The organism is Burkholderia seminalis (assembly GCF_001718535.1).
Classification (GTDB): domain Bacteria; phylum Pseudomonadota; class Gammaproteobacteria; order Burkholderiales; family Burkholderiaceae; genus Burkholderia; species Burkholderia seminalis.
Genome location: NZ_CP013398.1, coordinates 1,277,872 through 1,295,625, shown reverse-complemented (window position 1 = coordinate 1,295,625; position 17,754 = coordinate 1,277,872). Strand labels below are relative to the sequence as shown.

General features: G+C 67.4%; 15 protein-coding genes. 10 read left to right on the top strand and 5 right to left on the bottom strand.

What is annotated here, in order from left to right:
- Nucleotides 1–122 precede the first annotated feature (122 nt).
- Both WJ12_RS05945 and WJ12_RS05940 read left to right on the top strand, forming a co-directional pair.
- Nucleotides 123–2,414, top strand: a complete 2,292-nt coding sequence (locus WJ12_RS05945; protein WP_059560627.1) for an FUSC family protein — start codon at nt 123–125, stop codon at nt 2,412–2,414.
- 291 nt (nt 2,415–2,705) lie between these two features.
- Complete coding sequence (locus WJ12_RS05940; protein ID WP_034186575.1) at nt 2,706–4,073, top strand: amino acid permease; 1,368 nt, start codon at nt 2,706–2,708, stop codon at nt 4,071–4,073.
- A 147-nt stretch (nt 4,074–4,220) separates the two neighbouring features.
- Here the strand turns inward: WJ12_RS05940 and WJ12_RS35805 are convergent, their stop codons facing one another.
- Complete coding sequence (locus WJ12_RS35805; RefSeq protein WP_009688068.1) at nt 4,221–4,382, bottom strand: hypothetical protein; 162 nt, start codon at nt 4,380–4,382, stop codon at nt 4,221–4,223.
- A 207-nt stretch (nt 4,383–4,589) separates the two neighbouring features.
- Here WJ12_RS35805 and WJ12_RS05935 point away from each other — a divergent pair, with 207 nt between their 5' ends.
- Genes WJ12_RS05935 through WJ12_RS05925 form a run of 3 tightly spaced genes read left to right on the top strand, consistent with a single transcriptional unit; the run spans nt 4,590 to nt 8,089 of the window.
- Nucleotides 4,590–5,633 (top strand): Fe(3+) ABC transporter substrate-binding protein, encoded by a 1,044-nt coding sequence (locus WJ12_RS05935; protein WP_059560629.1) that lies wholly within the window; start codon nt 4,590–4,592, stop codon nt 5,631–5,633.
- Entirely contained in the window at nt 5,623–7,311 is a 1,689-nt protein-coding gene (locus tag WJ12_RS05930) for an ABC transporter permease (RefSeq protein ID WP_059560632.1), read from the top strand. The genes WJ12_RS05935 and WJ12_RS05930 overlap by 11 nt, the downstream gene beginning before the upstream one ends.
- A gap of 4 nt (nt 7,312–7,315) precedes the next feature.
- Nucleotides 7,316–8,089: an ABC transporter ATP-binding protein gene (locus WJ12_RS05925; protein WP_069245602.1), complete on the top strand. Its 774-nt coding sequence runs from the start codon at nt 7,316–7,318 to the stop codon at nt 8,087–8,089.
- 59 nt (nt 8,090–8,148) lie between these two features.
- Here WJ12_RS05925 and WJ12_RS05920 read toward each other — a convergent pair whose 3' ends face one another.
- From WJ12_RS05920 to WJ12_RS05905, 4 genes are all read right to left on the bottom strand, one after another.
- Nucleotides 8,149–8,619: an Lrp/AsnC family transcriptional regulator gene (locus WJ12_RS05920; protein ID WP_006484401.1), complete on the bottom strand. Its 471-nt coding sequence runs from the start codon at nt 8,617–8,619 to the stop codon at nt 8,149–8,151.
- A 234-nt stretch (nt 8,620–8,853) separates the two neighbouring features.
- A complete protein-coding gene (locus tag WJ12_RS05915) occupies nt 8,854–9,495 on the bottom strand; it encodes an NAD(P)-dependent oxidoreductase (protein WP_069245601.1) in 642 nt (213 codons plus the stop codon).
- 132 nt (nt 9,496–9,627) lie between these two features.
- Entirely contained in the window at nt 9,628–10,080 is a 453-nt protein-coding gene (locus WJ12_RS05910) for an Rrf2 family transcriptional regulator (RefSeq protein ID WP_034186570.1), read from the bottom strand.
- A 90-nt stretch (nt 10,081–10,170) separates the two neighbouring features.
- A complete protein-coding gene (locus WJ12_RS05905) occupies nt 10,171–10,599 on the bottom strand; it encodes a hypothetical protein (protein ID WP_034186569.1) in 429 nt (142 codons plus the stop codon).
- Nucleotides 10,600–10,793: 194 nt separating this feature from the next.
- On the opposite strand from WJ12_RS05905, the gene WJ12_RS05900 reads away from it, so the two are divergent.
- The 5 genes from WJ12_RS05900 to WJ12_RS05880 all read left to right on the top strand — a co-directional run bounded on the left by WJ12_RS05900 (nt 10,794) and on the right by WJ12_RS05880 (nt 17,752).
- Complete coding sequence (locus WJ12_RS05900; RefSeq protein ID WP_059560640.1) at nt 10,794–11,129, top strand: hypothetical protein; 336 nt, start codon at nt 10,794–10,796, stop codon at nt 11,127–11,129.
- Between the two features lie 253 nt (nt 11,130–11,382).
- On the top strand, nt 11,383–12,576 hold the full coding sequence (locus WJ12_RS05895; RefSeq protein ID WP_059560642.1) for an ammonium transporter: 1,194 nt from the start codon (nt 11,383–11,385) through the stop codon (nt 12,574–12,576).
- Nucleotides 12,577–12,735: 159 nt separating this feature from the next.
- Nucleotides 12,736–14,697 (top strand): PhoX family protein, encoded by a 1,962-nt coding sequence (locus WJ12_RS05890; RefSeq protein ID WP_059560645.1) that lies wholly within the window; start codon nt 12,736–12,738, stop codon nt 14,695–14,697.
- Between the two features lie 602 nt (nt 14,698–15,299).
- Nucleotides 15,300–16,124, top strand: a complete 825-nt coding sequence (locus tag WJ12_RS05885; protein WP_034186565.1) for an IclR family transcriptional regulator — start codon at nt 15,300–15,302, stop codon at nt 16,122–16,124.
- Between the two features lie 257 nt (nt 16,125–16,381).
- Nucleotides 16,382–17,752 carry an MdtA/MuxA family multidrug efflux RND transporter periplasmic adaptor subunit gene (locus WJ12_RS05880; protein WP_059560647.1) on the top strand — a complete coding sequence of 457 codons (1,371 nt, stop codon included), beginning with the start codon at nt 16,382–16,384 and terminating at the stop codon, nt 17,750–17,752.
- Nucleotides 17,753–17,754 lie beyond the last annotated feature (2 nt).

Here is a 17,754-nt window from a genome sequence, read left to right as displayed (position 1 = left end):
GCAAATGGACCGCCGCCGCGAACCTCTGCCGGAAAGCCAGGTTTTGCGGACCGCGAAATACGATAGACTCGTCGCCAGTCAATACGCCGCCCCGGCGTCTTCGTCTGCCATTCAGCCCATCGATGCGCTATTCGGTCGAAATCAGAAAGTTTTTCTACAGCCAGTACTTTTTCGGCGGCCTGCGGATCGCGGTCGGCGTCTCGCTGCCGGCCGTGCTGTGCCTGATCGTGTTTCACAACCGCGAACTCGGCTTCACGATCTCGACGGGCGCGCTCGGCGCCTGCGTCGTCGACATGCCGGGTCCGCTCAAGTACAAGCACAACGAAATGCTCGCGTGCAGCGTGATCGGCTTCCTCGCGGCGCTCGCCACCGGCCTCGCGACACCGAACATCTTCGCGCTGTGGCTCACGATCGTGCCGCTCACGTTCGTGCTGTCGCTGATCGTCGTCTACGGCAACCGCTGGCCCCAAATCAGCTTCGCGACGCTGTTCATGATGGTGATGACGCTCGAGGAGAAGTTCACGCCGCTGCAGGCGTTCATCAACGCCGGCTGGATTCTCGCGGGCGGCCTCTGGTACACGTACTGGGCCACGCTCGTGTCGCGATGGCAGGCGCGCCGGATCGAGCAGCAAGCGCTGGCCGAGAGCCTGTTCGCCTGTGCCGACTACCTGCTGGCGCGCGCACAGTTCTACGATCTCGACGCCGATCTCGACGAATGCTACCGCAACCTGGTCGCGCGGCAGATCACCGCGGTCGAAACGCAGGAAACCGCGCGCGACATCGTGCTGCGCAACCTGCCGAAGCTGCGGCGCGGCAAGCTCGATCCCGGCCGCACGACGATGTACAACCTGTTCATCAACAGCGTCGACCTGCACGAGCTGTTCGTCGGCGCCCACACCGACTACCCGCTGGTGCGCAACACGTTCGGCGGCTCGGATCTGATCATTTTCTACCGCGACCTGATCCGCAAGGCGGCCGCCGATCTCGAGGAGATTGGCCTCGCGGTGCTCGAGAACCGCGCGCCGCATTCGCGGATCAGCGTGAAGGCCGAGCTGCGCGCGATCGAGTACGAGATCGAGCTGATGCGCAAGAAGAACTTCGCGGCCACCAACGCGGAAGCGTACGCGGCCGTGCTCGCGACGTTCCGGCGCATCTGGAGCGCGACGCGCCTGATCGACCGGATGCGCCGCAACCTGTCGGGCCACGCCGATCCGCAGCAAACCGAACTGAAGATCGACAAGGCGCTCACGCGCTTCCTGCAGCGCCGCCGGATGTCGCCGCTGCTGATCTTCTCGAACCTGAACATGCGCTCGCCGAGCTTTCGCCACGCGCTGCGCGTGACGATCGCGGTGGCGGTCGGCTTCTGGATCGGCCGGCTGCTGCCGCTCACGAACGCGTACTGGATCGTGATGACGACCATCATCATCCTGAAGCCCGGCTACTCGCTGACCAAGCAGCGCAACGCGCAGCGGATCATCGGCACGCTGATCGGCTGCGCGGCGAGCATCGCGCTGATCTACACGGTGAAGGAGCCGCACCTGCTGATCGCGATCATGTTCGGGTCGATGGTGATGAGCTACAGCCTGCTGCTGTTCAATTACGCGGCAAGCGTCGTGTTCACGTCGTCGTACGTATTGCTGATGTTTCACCTGCTCGCACCGGGCAGCATGCGGATCATCGGCGAGCGCGCGATCGACACGGTGGTCGGCTGCATGATCGCGATCGCCGCGAGCCGGCTGTTCCCGTACTGGGAATACCGGCTGATGGGCAAGCAGGTCGCCGACATGCTCACCGCGACCCGCAAGTATTTCGAGGCCGTGTGGCGCGCCGGGCGTGGCGCGTCGTCGCCGCCCGTGCCCGCCGCCGACGGCGCCGCCGTCGTGCCGGTCGTCGCCGCGGCGGTCGAAACGCCGGCCACGAGCCTCGACGACGACTACCGCTACCGCCTGGCGCGCAAGGACGTGCACATCGCGTTCGCGAACCTCGGGCAGGCGTTCCAGCGGATGATGATCGAGCCGAAGGCGCATCAGCGTTTCGTGCCCGAACTGAACGACCTGCTCGTGCAGACGCACGTGCTCGGCGCGCAGATCACGGCCGCCGCGCCGCTGATCCGCAACGCGTGCTCGGCCGACGGCAGCATCGAGCACGACGATGCGCTGCATCGCGGCCTCGCCGCCGTGCTCGACAATCTCGAGAAGGCCGAGGCCGGCGAGCCGCCGCCCGCCGACCAGCTCGAAGCGTCGAAGCAGATCACGCGCGATCTCGACGCGATGGTCGTGTCCGCGGAGAAATCCGATGCGGTCGGCGCCGAGCTCACGCACGACCTGAAAGTGCTTGCCCACCAATGCAAGCAGATGCTTGCGTCGTCGCTGCTGATCCGCAAGGATGCGAGCGTGATCCGCCTGCCCGCCTGACCCCGACCACCCGCGCCGGCGGGCCGGCCCGCGCACGCCGCGCGTCGGCCACCGGCGCGCCCCGACTCAGCGATCCCCGAAGCATGACCCGCCCGCTCCACGCGGCCCGCGCATCCGTCGCGCGACCGCCCCACGCCCCTTCCCGCTCGCCGCGCCAGTCAGGGAATACCCGATTCCGGTCACCCGGCCCGGCTTGTTATCATTCGTTCACATTCAAGTTGTATAGACAACTTGAGCCAATCGGACCGGCCCCGCTCGCCCGGTCCGTCGCATAACGATATCGGAGACTCGATGAAAAACTTGCAGCGCCACCTGAGCGCGCGGCACATCCGCTTTCTCGCGCTCGGCTCGGCGATCGGCACGGGCCTGTTCTACGGCTCGGCGTCCGCGATCCAGCTCGCGGGCCCGGCCGTGATCCTGGCGTACATCCTGGGCGGCGCGGCCGTCTACATGGTGATGCGCGCGCTCGGCGAGATGGCCGTGCGCGAACCCGTCGCCGGCTCGTTCGGCCATTACGCGACCGAGAACCTCGGCCCGTTCGCGGGTTTCGTCACCGGCTGGACCTACACGCTCGAAATGGTGATCGTCGCGATCGCCGACATCACCGCGTTCGGCATCTACATGGGCTTCTGGTTTCCGGATGTCCCGCAATGGATCTGGGTGCTCGGCGTCGTCGCGATCATCTGCGGGCTGAACCTGTGCCACGTGAAGGTGTTCGGCGAGCTCGAATTCTGGCTGTCGATCATCAAGGTCGGCGCGATCGTCGCGATGATCGGCGGCGGCGTCGCGATCCTGCTGTCCGGCATGCACTTCGGCCATTCGGCCGACGTGCCGACGTTCGCGAACCTGTGGAACCATGGCGGCTTCCTGCCGAACGGCATCGGCGGGCTGGTCGCGTCGCTGTCGGTCGTGATCTTCGCGTACGGCGGGATCGAGGTGATCGGGATGAGCGCCGGCGAGGCGAAGGATCCGGAACGCGTGATTCCGCGCGCGATCAACGCGGTGCCCGCGCGCATCCTGCTGTTCTACGTGCTGACCATGGTCGTGCTGATGTCGATCAGCCCGTGGACAGGCGTCGGCAGCGACGGTAGCCCGTTCGTGCAGATCTTCTCGGCGCTCGGCGTGAAGTCGGCTGCCACGATCCTCAACCTGGTCGTGATCAGCGCGGCGATCTCGGCGATCAACAGCGACATCTTCGGCGCGGGCCGCATGATGTTCGGGATGGCGCGACAGGGCCAGGCACCGCGCGTGCTGATGACGACGTCGCGGCACGGCGTGCCGTGGGTCACGGTGCTCGTGATGGCCGGCGCGCTGCTCGTCGGCGTGCTGCTCAACTACCTGATGCCGAAGGACGTGTTCCTGGTGGTCGCCGCGATCGCGACGTTCGCGACCGTATGGGTCTGGCTGATGATCCTGCTGTCGCAGGTCGCGATGCGCCGCCGCCTGTCGAGCGCGGAAGTCGCCGCGCTGAAGTTCAAGGTGCCGCTGTGGCCGGCCGCGCCGGCGCTGACGATCGCGTTCATGGGTTTCGTGATCGTGATGCTCGGCTGGTTCGAGGATACGCGTGTCGCGCTGTATGTCGGCGCGGCATGGCTCGCGCTGCTCGCGGCCGTGTTCTACGCACGGATCCGCCCGAAATTCGCCCCTGCGTCACGTTGACGCACGGCTGACCCGAATGCGCGGCGCGCCTCGTTCGGCGCCCGCTGCCGTCAAGGCCCCGCGCGGCGCCCGTCGCGCCGGAAGCCGCGGATTGCGCCCCTTCGCATGCCCCGCGTGCGCGGCCCGGCCGGGCCGCGTACCGGCACGTCAGTGCGATGCCGCGCTCGCGGCCTCGGCCGGATGGGCCTCGTCGTACGCCCGCTTCTGCGAAATCGCGTTGTACAGGATCGTCCCGATCACGAGGAGCACGGCCACGACGATCAGGATGCTCACGTTGCGAACAGGGTTCTTCTTGCGCTGATCGTTCATGTTCGGTGCGTCTCCGTCAAATTCATCGAAGCGCGCATTCTACGCGCTTGCGCCCGCGCTGCGACGTCCCGTTTCCGATCGCCGTTACGCCCATCCCCCGCTGCTTTCCGCACGCTTTCAGTTGGTAATCGTTCCCATTTCGATTTAGAATCCAGAATCTTTCATTTTGTAATATTTCCTTCGTCCACCCGTCCCACCGGAGTCACCATGTCGAATCCGCGCACCCGCCTGCTGCCGCTCGCCGGCGCCCTCGCCCTGGCCGCGGCCGCCTTCGCGCCGCTTGCCCAGGCGGCCGAGGAAGTGAGCCTGTACACCACCCGCGAACCCAAGCTGATCCAGCCGCTCATCGATGCCTTCACGAAGCAGAGCGGCGTCAAGGTCAACACGGTGTTCGTGAAGGACGGCCTGCTCGAGCGCGTGAAGGCGGAAGGCGCGCAGTCGCCGGCCGACGTGCTGATGACGGTCGACGTCGGCAACCTGCTCGACCTGGTCGACGGTGGCGTCACGCAGCCAGTACGCTCGAAGGCGCTCGACGACGCGATTCCCGCGAACCTGCGCGGCACGAACGGCGACTGGTACGCGCTGTCGCTGCGCGACCGTGTGCTGTACGTCGAGAAGGACCTGAAGGTCGACGCATTCCGCTACGAGGATCTCGCCGATCCGAAATGGAAGGGCAAGGTCTGCATCCGCTCGGGCCAGCATCCGTACAACACGGCGCTCGTCGCGGCGATGATCGCGCACGACGGCGAGGCCGCGACCGAGAAATGGCTGCGCGGCGTGAAGGCGAACCTCGCGCGCAAGGCGACGGGCGGCGACCGCGACGTCGCGCGCGACATCCTCGGCGGCATCTGCGACGTCGGCCTCGCGAACGCGTACTACGTCGGCCACATGAAGAACGCGGAAGCCGGCAGCGACGCGCGCAAGTGGGGCGACGCGATCAAGGTCGTACGCCCGACGTTCGCGAACGCGAAGAGCGGCGGCACGCACGTGAACATCAGCGGCGCGACGGTCGCAAAGCACGCGCCGCACAAGGCCAACGCGGTGAAGCTGCTCGAATACCTCGTGTCGCCGGAAGCGCAGGCGCTGTACGCGCAAGCGAACTACGAATACCCGGTACGCGCGAACGTGAAGCTCGATCCGGTGATCGCGAGTTTCGGCGCGCTGAAGGTCGACCCGCTGCCGCTGGCGGACATCGCGAAGCATCGCAAGCAGGCGAGCCAGCTCGTCGACAAGGTCGGCTTTGACAACTGACGCCGCATCGTCCGGCGCGTACCGCGCGCCATCCCGGCTGCGTCTGCGCCCGCGCGCGGGCAGCCTGTGGCTGCTCGCGGCGCTGGCGGTCGCCGCGGCGGTCGCGGCGCCGCTCGCGGTGCTCGTGGCCGCCGCGTTCGACGCCGATCTCGCGCACTGGCGTCATCTCGCCGAATTCGTGCTGCCGCAGGCGCTCGTCAATACGCTGCTGCTGCTCGCGGGTGTCGGCGCGATCGTGTCGATCGTCGGCACCGGCTGCGCGTGGCTCGTCACCGCGTACGATTTTCCCGGTCGCCGGATGCTGACGTGGGCGCTGCTGCTGCCGCTCGCGGTGCCGACCTACATCGTCGCATTCGCGTATCTCGACCTGCTGCATCCGATCGGCCCCGTCCAGGGCGCGATCCGCTGGCTGCTCGGCTTCGACAGCCCGCGCCAGTTCCGCCTGCCGGACCTGCGCTCGCTGCCCGGCGCGATCTTCGTGCTCGGCTTCGTGCTGTATCCGTATGTGTACCTGAGCACGCGCGCGATGTTCGTCACGCAGTCCGCGAGCCTGCTCGAGGCCGCGCGCACGCTCGGCGCGGGACGCGTCGCGACGTTCTGGCGCGTCGTCGTGCCGCTCGCGCGGCCCGCGATCGCGGTCGGCGTGAGCCTCGCGCTGCTCGAAACGCTGAACGACATCGGCGCGTCGGAATTTCTCGGCGTGCAGACGCTGACCGTGTCGGTCTACACGACGTGGATCACGCGCTCCGACCTCGCCGGTGCCGCGCAGATCGCGCTGGCGATGCTCGCGATCGTCGTCGGCATGATCGTGCTCGAACGTCATGGGCGCCGCCGCCAGCGCTACGCGCATGGCCGGCGCATGCGGCCGATCGCGCCGCGCCGCCTCACCGGCGCGGCCGCGCTCGGCGCCGCCGTGTTCGGCTGGCTGCCCGTGCTGCTCGGTTTCGGCGCACCGGCCGCGTACCTCGCGGTGGAGACCGGCAAGCGGCTGCATCTCGTCGGCGGCGTGTCCGCGCAACTGCTGACGGGGCTCACGAACACGCTGACGATCGCCACCGCGGCCACCGCCGCGACGCTCGCCTGCGGGCTCGTCGTCGCGTGGGCCGCGCGCGCGCAACGCGACAGCGCCCGCGCGGGCCCTGCCCGCCTGTGCGCGCGGATCGCGAGCCTCGGCTATGCGGTACCGGGCACCGTGCTCGCGATCGGCCTGCTGATTCCGTTCGCGGCAGCCGACCGGCTGTTCGGCGCGGCGCTCGGCCGCGACGGGCTGCTGCTGATGGGTTCGGTCACCGCGCTCGTGATCGCCTATGCGGTGCGCTTTCTGGCGATCCCGGCCGGCAGCATCGAGGCCGGTCTCGCGCGCATTCCGCCGTCGCTCGAACAGGCGGCGCGCTCGCTCGGCGAGACGGCCGGCGGCACGCTGCGCCGCGTCCACCTGCCGCTGCTGCGGCCCGCGCTCACGACAAGCGCGCTGCTGGTGTTCGTCGACGCGATGAAGGAATTGCCGGCCACGCTGCTGCTGCGTCCGCTGAATTTCGACACGCTCGCGACCTGGCTGTATGCGGAAGCCGCACGCGGCACCTACGAAGAAGGCGCGGTCGCCGCGCTCGCGATCGTGCTGGCCGGGCTCGTGCCCGTGATCCTGCTCGCCCGCACCCGCCACAAGATCGGAGCCTGAACCCGTGAACCTGCTTGAACTCGATGACCTTTGCATCGCCTACGACACGCCGCACGGCCGCCGCACGGTGGTCGACGGGCTGAGCCTCGCGCTGCCGCGCGGCGACATCGGCTGCCTGCTCGGCGCGTCGGGCTGCGGCAAGACGACCGTGCTGCGCGCGATCGCCGGCTTCGAGCCCGTTCGCATGGGGCGCATCATGCTGGACGGCAGGCCCGTCGCGGCATCGTCGTTCGAGGTGCCGCCGGAGCGGCGGCGCATCGGCATGATGTTCCAGGACTATGCGCTGTTCCCGCACCTCAGCGCGGCCGACAACGTCGCCTTCGGTTTGCGGCGCATGCCGAAGATCGAACGGCGCCTGCGTGTCGCCGAAATGCTCGAACTCGTCGGCCTCGCCGATTCCGGCGGCGCCTATCCGCACGAGTTGTCGGGCGGCCAGCAGCAACGCGTCGCGCTCGCCCGCGCGCTCGCGCCGTCCCCGGAGCTGCTGCTGCTCGACGAGCCATTCTCGAATCTCGACGTCGATACGCGCGAGCGGCTCGCGTTCGAGCTGCGCGACATCCTGAAACGCACGGGCCACACCGCGATCCTCGTCACGCACAACCAGGCCGAAGCGTTCGCGATCGCCGACCGGATCGGCGTGATGAAGGACGGCCGGCTCGCGCAATGGGACACGCCGTACGCGCTGCACCATCATCCAGCGAGCGCATTCGTCGCGGATTTCGTGCGCCGCGACGCGCTCGCCGACGAACGCGCACGCGCACTGGCACGCGGCCGCTGACGCCGTGCCGCGGCCGCGTCGCGCGACACCGTCAGCCTCCGTGCCGCGTCCTCGACGCGCTACGCCGGCTCCGCGAGATCGCGCACAGGCAGCGCGGTCGAATACTTGATCTGCTCCATCGCGAACGACGAGCTGACGTCGAACAGCGGCACCGTGCGAATCAGTTGCTTGTAGACCCGATCGTAGTCGTCGATGCCGGCCACCACGACGCGCAGCAGGTAATCGGTCTCGCCGCTCATCCGGTAGACCTCGACCACTTCCGGCATGTCGCGCACGGCCTGCGTGAAACGCTGCGCCCATTCCTCGGTGTGCTGGTTCGTGCGGATCGCGACGAACACGGTCGTGCCGACGCCGAGCTTGCGCGGATCGCACAGCGCAACCTGCGCACGAATCGCGCCGGTCTCCTTGAGCCGCTGCACGCGCTTCCAGCATGGCGTCTGCGACAGGTTCACGCGCTGCGCCAGTTCCGCGATCGGCAATGTGGCATCGGCCTGCAGCAGTTCCAGCAGCTTGCGATCGATGGCGTCCATTTCTCCAGTCCCTCGTAGATAGAAATTTATTCTATTCATCCTGCACAACGGGGAACAGTATGAAAACGGCTTCGCCGCGTCGACCGGTATAAATACCGATCCGCCACGTGCTCGCCACGCCAAACGAAACAGGCGACGCCGCCCGTGAGGATGGCATCGCCCGACCTTGTTACGCGCCGCGGCTTGTACGCCACGCCCCGGCCGGCGCTCACACGCCGCCGGTCGTCACGCCGCTCAATACGCGACCGTCGCGATCTCGCACACGAAGCTGTCCTGCTCGAGCGCATCGACGAACGCGACCGCGTAGTCTTCCGCCGAGATCTTGCTATTGCCCTGCGCGTCCACGATCAGCTTGCCGGCGCCCGTGCGGAACGTGCCCGTGCGCTCGCCCGGCGCGATCAGCGCGGCCGGCGCCAGGAAGGTCCAGTCGAGATCGGTGACCGTCTTCAGGTAGTCGAACGCGTCGCGATGGGCCAGCGCGACCGCCTTGTACGCGTCAGGGAAACCTTCGCTGTCGACCAGCTGCTTGCCCGGCGCGACTTCGAGCGAACCGGCGCCGCCGACCACGACGAGCCGCTTCAGGCCGGCCTGGCGCGTGCCGGCGACCAGCGCCTGCGCGGCCCCGACGACCTTCGCCGCATCGTCCTGCTTCGGACCGTACGCGCTCGCGACCACGTCATGCCCCGGCAGCGCGGCCGCGATGCTGGCCGCGTCGAACAGGTCGGCCGCCTGCGCGGTGATGCCGTCGCCGGCCGTGCCCGGATGGCGCGACAGCGCGGTCACGCGGTGGCCGCGTCGTACGGCTTCCGCCGCGATGCGCGAGCCGATCATGCCGGTGGCGCCGAACAGCGCGATTTTCAACGAACGTTGCGTCATGGCGATTCTCCAGTCAGAAAATATGTAACACAGTTAATTACAGATAAGATCGAAAAAAACGGGGCGAAGCCCCCGTTGCACCGGACACCCGCACCTGCGCGCCGTCCGGCTTCCTGCCCTGCCTGCCGCCGGCTACCTGCCGGCTGCCGCCTGTTGCGTGCGCCGCTCGAGATCCAGCATGTCGGCCGTGACGTCGACGAGCGTGCGCGTGGCGAGCGATGCCTCCATCGCGCGCTGCGCATCGCCGATATAGCCGGTCAGCGCGACCTGGATGTGCCGCCCGACGAGGCACGCGGGATTCGGTGCCTCGCGATGCAGCGCGAACAGTTGCGCGTCGTCGACCGCGCGATACACGTCGAGCAGCGTGATCTCGCCGGGCTCGCGCGCCAGCAACGCGCCGCCGCCCGCGCCGAGCTGCGACGTGGTCAGCCCCGCGGCTGCCAGCATCGACAGCAACCGGCGAATCAGCGCCGGATTCGTATTCACGCTGCCCGCGATGATGTCCGACGACAGCGGCACCCCTTCCTGCATCGACAGCAAGGCGAGCACGTGGACGGCAAACGCGAACCGGCTGCTGGTATTCATTCCTCACTCACTCGGCGACACCGGCCCGAACCGCGACCGGCGACATATGTAATCATGATAATTACATTTCGTGGATCGTGCAAGCCCGCGTCATTCCCCGCTCGCGGGCTTGGCGCCCGACGCGTTCTGCTGGCTCCACTGCTGCAGCTTCTTGCCGGCTTCCGCGATCTTCGCACCGGCTTCGGAGGCCGCATGCGCGACGACCGCGGAAGCGGCCGCGTCGATCTGCGCCTGCGCGGCCGACGCGAGACCGCTCGCGGACAGCGGCGGCACGGCCGACGCCGCCGAAGCGATGCCGGCCTTCGCGGCGTTGATCTGCTGGTTGACGGTGCTCGCGACCTGGTCGAGCGCCTTGGCCGCGTTGTTCGCGGCATCGGCGGCCGCGCTGGCGGCCGTATCGGCTTGCGTGGCCGGCGCGCCGGACTTCTCGCAGCCCGCGAGCAACAGCAGCGCACCGGCGGCCACCGCCGCCAGTACGGACCCGGGCACGCGACGCGCCCGCGATGTCTTCATGTTCATCAGCAAATCTCCGGCCGTGCGTCGCACGGCCTTGTGGTTGGACCGGTGTCGATGATACCGCCTGTGGAACAGGCCAAATGACGACCAGCCATTAAAAATGCCTTTCAATTTCGGATTCGTCTGATTCAATCGCAGGCGCTACGCCACTAAAGTGGGCACGCCTCAATCCGCTTCGTACGTGTCCCTTTTTTCTTATGGCTTTTCTCGTCGACTGGTTCATCGTTCTGGCCACGCTGCTCGCCGCCACCCTGTTCCTGTGCCTGCGCGCGCCGTCGGCGCCCCGCCTGGCCGAATCCGGGCGCCCGCGCCGCGTCGCATCCGCGCGCCTGCTCACGCAGGCCGTGATCGGTTTCTGGACGGCCGCGCTGATCATCGCGGAAGGCATCCTCGGCGCCGACGGCGACGGCCAGTCGCTCGCCGGCTTCGCGGCCCTCGTGTTCGCCGCGCTCGGGCTGTCGACCGTCGCCGCCTACTGGTCGGCATGCGCGTGGCGGCTGCGCCGGCCGCCCACGCTGTTCGCCCGTCACTGACGCGCCAGATCGGTGCGCCACGGCGCACCACATCGCATCGCCTCGCCCGCCGCACGCACCAGTTCAGCACGCACCGCACCACGCACGTGCAAATCGTGCGGTCACCAATCGTCGTCGCCCGCTCCGTCACCCGTGCACGATTCACCGGAATGCCGCACCACGCGGTATCGAGGCACCAATTCCACGCAGCCGTTCACCAAGTTGGCTCGATATTTGCGTTCCTTGCCCGTTTTTTGCGCAAGGAAGCCACGGCATGGATGGTCTGAAATCCGGCGTCGATACACTGTTCCTGTTGATCGGCGCCGTCATGGTGCTCGCGATGCACGCGGGCTTCGCATTTCTCGAACTCGGCACGGTCCGCAAGAAGAACCAGGTCAACGCGCTCGTGAAGATCCTGGTCGACTTCTCGGTGTCGACGCTCGCGTATTTCTTCATCGGCTACACGATCGCATACGGTGTCGAGTTCTTCGACGACATCGGCACGCTGTCGCAGCACAGCGGCTATGCGCTCGTGCGCTTCTTCTTCCTGCTGACCTTCGCGGCGGCCATTCCCGCGATCGTGTCCGGCGGCATCGCCGAGCGCGCGAAGTTCAATCCGCAGCTCGTCGCGACGCTGATCATCGTCGGCTTCATCTATCCGTTCTTCGAAGGGATGGCGTGGAACGAGCGCTTCGGCGTGCAGGCGTGGCTCACGCACGCGTTCGGTGCGCCGTTCCACGATTTCGCCGGCTCGGTCGTCGTGCATGCGTTCGGCGGCTGGGTCGCGCTGCCAGCCGTGCTGCTGCTCGGCGCGCGTCACGGCCGCTACGCGAAGGATGGCCGGATCGCCGCGCACCCGCCGTCGAACATCCCGTTCCTCGCGCTCGGCGCATGGGTGCTCGCGGTCGGCTGGTTCGGCTTCAACGTGATGAGCGCGCAGACGCTCGACAAGATCAGCGGCCTCGTCGCCGTGAACTCGCTGATGGCGATGGTCGGCGGCACGCTCGCCGCGTGGATGGCCGGCCGCAACGACCCGGGCTTCACGTACAACGGGCCGCTCGCGGGCCTCGTCGCCGTATGCGCGGGCTCCGACGTGATGCATCCGATCGGCGCGCTCGTCACGGGCGCGGCCGCCGGTGCGCTGTTCGTCGCGATGTTCACTTGCGTGCAGAACAAGTGGCGCATCGACGACGTGCTCGGCGTGTGGCCGCTGCACGGCATGTGCGGCGCGCTCGGCGGCCTCGCGGCGGGCGTGTTCGGCCTGCCTGCGCTTGGCGGCCTCGGCGGCGTGTCGTTCCTGTCGCAGCTCGTCGGCACGCTCGGCGGCATCGTGATCGCAAGCGCGGGCGGCGCGCTCGTCTATGGCGCGCTGAAAGCGACCGTCGGGCTGCGCCTCGATCGCGAAGCCGAGTTCGACGGCGCCGACCTGTCGATCCATCGCATCACGGCAACGCCCGAGCGCGATTGATCCATCGAAGGACGCCAGGCACACCATTACGGTTTCAATTCAAAAAACTTTCATCTAGCGTCCTTACACTTCCGTCCAGTTTTCAATCAGCCTTCGCGAAGCTTGCCGACCGCCTGCTTCGCGAAGGCCATTCTTCCAACAACCGAAACTGGACTCCACATGCCCGCGTTGCCCAATGCTTCCCGTCGTCAGGCCCTGAAGATCCTCGCCGGCGCGCCGATGCTTCCCCTTTCCGGCCTCGCGCTGCCGGCCCTGCTGACGGGTTGCGGCGGCGACGATCCCGCGTCGACGCCGGCCCCGGTCGCCGCTGCCTATACGTCGGCGACGTTCTCGGCGATGGCCGCCCCCACGCTCGACAATGCGGCCGCGATGGCCACGACGACGGTCGGCTCGACGCTGTCGGTGTCGTTCTCGGACGGTTCGTCGCGCAACTTCAAGCTCGCGTACCGGCCGTTCTTCGTGACGGGCGACATGGTGCCGGACGGCAAGGGCGGCACGACGCTCGCGGGCGGCTACTACGACATCAACAACCAGCCGATCATCGATCGCTCGGTCGCCGGCAAGGAGCGCCAGTTCTATTCCGACTGCCCGGACGGCAGCTCGCTGCTGACGCTGAAGAACGCGAACGTGCCCGGCGTGAAGGGCAACACGGTGTTCGCGGTCGTGCAGTTCGAATACACGACGCGCGACCAGGCGAGCGCATCGCAGTACGGCCAGCTGCCGTCGCCGATCGCGGTGCTCTCGCTCGACCAGGATCCGGCCACCGGCGCGCTGAAGGTCGTGAAGTACCACAACGTCGACACGTCGAAGGCGCACGGGCTGTGGATCACCTGCGGCGCGAGCCTGTCGCCGTGGGGCACGCACCTGTCGAGCGAGGAATACGAGCCGGACGCGACGAAGGCTGCCACCGACGCGCAGTTCAAGGCGTTCAGCAAGAACACGTTCGGCGACGAGACGAAGGCGAACCCATACCACTACGGCCACCTCCCCGAGATCACCGTGAACCCGGACGGCACGGGCAGCGTGAAGAAGCACTACTGCCTCGGCCGCATCTCGCACGAGCTGATCCAGGTGATGCCGGACCAGCGCACCGTGATGATGGGTGACGACGCCACCAACGGCGGCCTGTTCATGTTCGTCGCCGACAAGGCGGCCGACCTGTCGGCCGGCACGCTGTACGTCGCGAAATGGACGCAGACGTCGTCGGCCGGCGCCGGCACCGCGACGCTCACGTGGATCAGGATCGGCCACGCGACGAGCAGCGAGATCGAAGCGCTCGCGAACACGCTGAAGGCGTCGGACATCATGGACCTGGTGACCGCCGACCCGAACGACGCGAGCTACACGAAGATCCACTTCGGCGGCAAGTTCAACTGGATGCGCGTGAAGCCGGGGATGGAAAAAGCGGCCGCGTTCCTCGAGACGCACCGCTACGCGGCGCTGCTCGGCGGCAGCATGGGCTTCACCAAGCTCGAAGGCACGACCGTGAACGCGAAGGACAAGATCGTCTATACGGCGATGTCGCGGATCGAAACGTCGATGGTCAAGGGCAATGCGGTGTCGCGCGACGTCGCGGTCGACAAGAAGATCGCCGCGGGCGCCGTCTACGCGCTGAACCTGAAGGCCGGCCAGCGCGACACGACGGGCGGCGCGATCGACAGCGAATGGGTGCCGGTCGACATGGGCGCGCCGGCCGCGCTCGTCGGCGAGGATCTCGCCGCGGCCGACGGGCTCGGCAACCTCGCGAACCCGGACAAGATCGCGAACCCGGACAACCTGAAGTTCTCCGAAAAGCTGCGCACGCTGTTCATCGGCGAAGACTCGGGTATGCACGTGAACAACTTCCTGTGGGCGTACAACGTCGACACGAAGTCGCTCTCGCGCGTGCTGTCGTGCCCGGCCGGCGCGGAGTCGACGGGCCTGCACGCGGTCGACGAGATCAACGGCTGGACCTACATCATGAGCAACTTCCAGCACGCGGGCGACTGGGAATCGCCGCTGCACGACAAGGTCAAGCCGACGCTCGATCCGCTCGTGCGCGCGAACTTCAAGGACCGCTTCGGCGCCAGCGTCGGTTACCTGACGGCCGAGCAGACCGGCATCAAGCTCGCGAAGGCCTGACCGGGTCACACGAGGGGGGCTCGCTGGCCAGGCGTCCCTAACCGGGACTCCCCTTCTTCATCACCGTTCATTCGTCGGCGCTCCACGCCGTTTTGTGCGCGATGCCCAGTGCGGGCATCGCGCTTTTTTTTGCGCGTGCGAATCGTGTGCATGGCGTGCGCCAGCGCGCGCCGAACGGGCTCGGACGGGCGTTTCCATCGATCGGGGGATAATACGGGCCTGACGTGCCCGGGCGGACAGTCAAAATGACGGGCAAAAAAAAGCGCCACGGAGACCGTGGCGCTAAAAAAGTTCTAGCCATTCCGAGGGCCGTGCTAGAACCTGAGAGACTGCGCGAAACATCGTTGCCGGTTAAACTCTTGAAACGATGTTTCGAAAACGTGAGACATTCTTTCCGTTTCCGCCCGACAAGTCAAGCGGTATTTGCACCGGTTCATGCACTTTCTGGCAACGCTCATTTGAGCGTTTTCCTAATAAACCAAGGGTGAACCCGTAAAATTTCATCCAATGACCGGTTCGCCCGCGGAACATGCATCCTTTGACAATAGTCCTACAATACCAACAAAATTGAAATCGAGTTTCGGAATTAGAGAGAATCCCTCGTGTCGACAACTGTAACCTCTCCCGCGTCGCGGGACCGTGAATCGTCGCCCGACGAGATCACCGCCCTCGCCCGCGGCCTCGCCGTGCTGCGCCGCATCGCGGCTGCCGACGCCCCCGTCAGCAACCGCGAACTGACCGAATTGACCGGCATCCCGAAGCCGACCGTCTCGCGCATCACCGCGACGCTCGTCAGCGCCGGCTTCCTGTTCCAGTTGCCCGACAGCGAGCGCTTCGTGCTCACCGCGTCGGTGCTCGAGCTGAGCCACGGCTTCCTGCGCAACTTCGACATCCGCGCGCGCTCGCGGCCGTTCATGATCGAGCTGGCCGAACGCACGTCGCTGTCCGTGCACCTCGCGGTGCGCGACCGGCTCGACATGGTCGCGATCGACGTGATCCGGCCGCGCTCGGCCGTGCTCGTCACGCGCCTCGAAATCGGCTCGCGGATGGACATCGCGCGCACGGCGGTCGGCCGCGCGTATCTCGCCGCGCTCGAGGACGACGAGCGCCGCCTGCTGCTCGAGTCGCTGCGCACCACGGCGGGCGACGACTGGCCGCACGTGTCGGCGCGCCTGACCCCCGCGCTCGACGACGCGATGCGCGACGGCCACGCGATCGCGATCGGCGAATGGCGCGAAGGCCTGAATGCCGTCGCGGCCGGTTTCGTCGGCCCGTCGGGCCAGCGCTATTCGGTGAATTGCGGCGGCGCGTCGCACCAGTGTCCGCCCGAATGGCTGCAGGAACATGTCGTGCCCGCGCTGCAGGAGTGCATCGCGAAAATCACCCGCGAGATCGGCGGCGCGCCGGCCCGGCGCGTCGGCGTGTAATCGTTCCGTCACCGTTCCGTCGCGTTCTGTAACGACCGTAACCCGTTGAAAGATAGACGACTGGACTGTAACGGGGACGGGACGTAGGATCATGCCCATCGTCGCGCCGCACTCTCGGCGCGCACCGCTCTTTTCCCCGCGCGGGTCGACGGGGGCCCCGGACCGAGCCGGGCCGCCCCGTCCCGTCACCCGCTCGCCCACGCGCAGCCCAGCAGTCCGATTTCCGGCACGCCGCGCCGTCTTCCTGACAGATCACGATGGATAACGAACAAAAGCCCACGCCCCCTTCGAAAGACCCTGCGTCCCCCGCCGCGCGACGCCCGCGCCGCACGCTGATGATCGGAACGCTCGCGGTCGTCATCATCGGCGGCCTGCTGTGGTGGCATCCGTGGAACCGCACGCCGGCGGCCGGCAGCGCGGCACAAACCGCGGGCGCAAGCGCCGGCGGCGGCGCAGGCGGCCATCGCGGCCGCGGCGGCCCCGCTGCAATGGCGAACGTTCCGCAGCCCGTGCAGGTCGCGACCGCGACGCAAGGCGAGATGCCGATCGTGCTGTCCGCGCTCGGCACCGTCACGCCGCTCGCGAACGTGACGGTCAAGACGCAACTGTCGGGCTACCTGCAGTCGGTGTCGTTCCAGGAAGGCCAGATCGTCAAGAAGGGCGACGTGCTCGCGCAGGTCGACCCGCGCCCGTACCAGGTGGCGCTCGAGAACGCCGAAGGCACGTTCGCACGCGACTCGGCGCTGCTCGCGACGGCGCGCCTCGACCTGAAGCGCTACCAGACGCTGCTGTCGCAGGATTCGATCGCGTCGCAAACCGTCGATACGCAGGCGTCGCTCGTCAAGCAGTACGAAGGCGCGGTGAAGACCGACCAGGCCGCGATCGATTCCGCGAAGCTGAACCTCACGTATGCGCGCATCACGGCGCCGGTATCGGGCCGCGTCGGCCTGCGCCAGGTCGACCCGGGCAACTACGTGACGCCGGGCGACACCAACGGCATCGTCGTGATCACGCAACTGCAGCCGATGAGCGTGATCTTCACGACGTCGGAAGACAACCTGCCGCAGATCCTCAAGCAGGTGAACGCGGGCCAGAAACTGTCGGTCACCGCCTACAACCGCAACAACACGGTGCCGCTCGAGACGGGGTCGCTCGCCACGCTCGACAACCAGATCGACACGAGCACCGGCACGGTCAAGCTGCGCGCGAACTTCGATAACAAGGAAGGCATGCTGTTCCCGAATCAGTTCGTGAACACGCGGCTGCTCGTCGACGTGCTGCGCAACGCGACGATCGTGCCGACGTCCGCGGTGCTGACGGGTTCGATCGGCCAGTTCGTCTACGTCGTGAAACCCGACAACACGGTAACCGTGCGCAAGGTCACGATCGGCCCGGTCGACGGCGAACGCACGAGCATCGTCAGCGGCGTCGCGCTCGGCGAGCGCGTGGTGACCGACGGCTCCGACCGCCTGCGCGAAGGCTCGAAGATCTCGATTCCGGCCGACAAGCCGAAAGGCGCGTCGGGCACGCGCGGCGCCCGCGCAGCGTCGGGTGCCTCGGCTGCGTCGGGCGCCGCCGGCCATCACGGCGGACACAAGCACGGTGCGTCGCAGGCAGCGGCCCAATAACG